This window comes from Blautia ammoniilytica (assembly GCF_025566965.1).
GTDB classification, from domain to species: Bacteria; Bacillota; Clostridia; order Lachnospirales; family Lachnospiraceae; genus Blautia_A; species Blautia_A ammoniilytica.
In genome coordinates this window covers 1-2,302 of the sequence record NZ_JAOQJL010000074.1, presented here as the reverse complement: position 1 = coordinate 2,302, position 2,302 = coordinate 1, and the positions used below count along the sequence as shown (strand labels likewise).

The following is a 2,302-nucleotide window of genomic DNA, read 5'->3' as shown; positions in this document are numbered from 1 at the left end:
TCCTACAAGTAGTATTGTTAAGTCACCACAACCAACAATCAAACAGGATCGACATCCCCACTGCCTATGATAAGAATACCATTGAGCTGCCTTTCTGGCAAGCAGTTTTATTATGCTAATGCTCCTCCATGTAAGCAGTGTTTATACATTTACGATTTACTTTACATGGAGGATTTTATTATGTACGAAGAAATTTTTAATCAGATTAGATCTGCTGCGAATAAACGGAATCTCAAGGATTCCACGATTCATGCATACTGTACCAGTGTTGCTCATTTTTTGAACCACACAGCCAAGGATATAGATACATTAACAACTGACGATGTTGATACATTCCTAACTGAAAAGAAACTTTCCGGGATTTCACCAGAAACATACAATCACTACCATTCAGGAATCCGCTTCTTTTACAAAAAAGTATTGAAGATGAATTGGGATGATGATGACATACCTCGTATGAAAAGGGACAGAAAGTTACCAGCGGTGCTTACAAAAGCAGAAATATCAGCTATTCTTGATGCTACACCAAATCTGAAGCATAAAGCTATGATCGCTACTATGTATTCAGGTGGACTTCGTGTTTCAGAAGTCACACACCTTCATTATGATGATATTTCACGCACGAACAAAACCATACACATCCGCGATGGAAAAAGCCGATCTGACCGTTATACTTTGCTTGCAGACCGGACGCTTGAAATATTGACAGAATACTGGTTTCAATGTGGCAGGCCAAGAGGGATTCTGTTCCCAAGTTCATGNTCCTACAAGTAGTATTGTTAAGTCACCACAACCAACAATCAAACAGGATCGACATCCCCACTGCCTATGATAAGAATACCATTGAGCTGCCTTTCTGGCAAGCAGTTTTATTATGCTAATGCTCCTCCATGTAAGCAGTGTTTATACATTTACGATTTACTTTACATGGAGGATTTTATTATGTACGAAGAAATTTTTAATCAGATTAGATCTGCTGCGAATAAACGGAATCTCAAGGATTCCACGATTCATGCATACTGTACCAGTGTTGCTCATTTTTTGAACCACACAGCCAAGGATATAGATGCATTAACAACTGACGATGTTGATACATTCCTAACTGAAAAGAAACTTTCCGGGATTTCACCAGAAACATACAATCACTACCATTCAGGAATCCGCTTCTTTTACAAAAAAGTATTGAAGATGAATTGGGATGATGATGACATACCTCGTATGAAAAGGGACAGAAAGTTACCAGCGGTGCTTACAAAAGCAGAAATATCAGCTATTCTTGATGCTACACCAAATCTGAAGCATAAAGCTATGATCGCTACTATGTATTCAGGTGGACTTCGTGTTTCAGAAGTCACACACCTTCATTATGATGATATTTCACGCACGAACAAAACCATACACATCCGCGATGGAAAAAGCCGATCTGACCGTTATACTTTGCTTGCAGACCGGACGCTTGAAATATTGACAGAATACTGGTTTCAATGTGGCAGGCCAAGAGGGATTCTGTTCCCAAGTTCATGGACAGGGGATTATCTTACAAAAGATAGTGTCATTCAGTTTTTTCGTGAAAGCGCCGAAAGAGCAGGCATTCAGAAACACGTCTCCACGCATTGTTTGCGTCACAGCTTTGCAAGTCATCTGTTTGAGTCAGGCTGCGATATAAAATATATTCAGGCTCTTTTGGGACATCGTGATCCAAAATCAACAGAGATTTATCTGCATGTAAGCAATAAAACTCTGCTTGGTATTAAAAGCCCATTTGATGAGATGGGTGGTGAATGATTATGGATAAATCATGTACGATACAGGATGTATTTGAACGTTTCTATCCTTCCTATGAAAAGAGGAGTAACCCTCCTGCTCATCACAGAAAAACGGCTTATCACATCAGAAACTGTAAAACAGGAGTTTTTGGTGTAAACATCAGTGTTTGTGAGGACTGCGGATGTATCAGTGTTCACAACAACTCCTGCAGAAGCAGATGCTGTCCCATGTGCCAGGAGTTTCCGAAAGAGAAATGGATTGATGCACAAAAAGAGAACGTATTGGATGCACCCTATTATCATGTAGTATTCACAGTTCCTGAGGAATTGAATTCCATTATTTACAGCAACCAGAAGCTGTTATATGATGCACTGTATCATGCTGCTTCAGCCACATTGAATGAATTGTCAAAAGATGCAAAGTACCTGGGAGCTGATATAGGGTATATCTGCATTCTTCATACCTGGGGCTCTGCAATGAATTATCATCCTCATATTCATACCATTGTTCTTGGAGGTGGGCTTGATGATGAAAA

General features: G+C 39.6%; 3 protein-coding genes. All 3 read left to right on the top strand.

Annotation, left to right across the window (positions count from 1 at the left end):
- Positions 1-66 precede the first annotated feature (66 nt).
- A complete protein-coding gene (locus tag OCV61_RS18360) occupies positions 67-774 on the top strand; it encodes a tyrosine-type recombinase/integrase (protein ID WP_470258212.1) in 708 nt (235 codons plus the stop codon).
- Positions 775-942: 168 nt separating this feature from the next.
- The gene (locus tag OCV61_RS18355; protein ID WP_015514772.1) at positions 943-1,785 is read left to right on the top strand and encodes a tyrosine-type recombinase/integrase; all 843 of its coding nucleotides are present in this window, start codon (positions 943-945) and stop codon (positions 1,783-1,785) included.
- A gap of 2 nt (positions 1,786-1,787) precedes the next feature.
- A partial coding sequence (locus OCV61_RS18350; RefSeq protein WP_330382988.1) for an IS91 family transposase occupies positions 1,788-2,302 on the top strand: 515 nt, incomplete at its 3' end.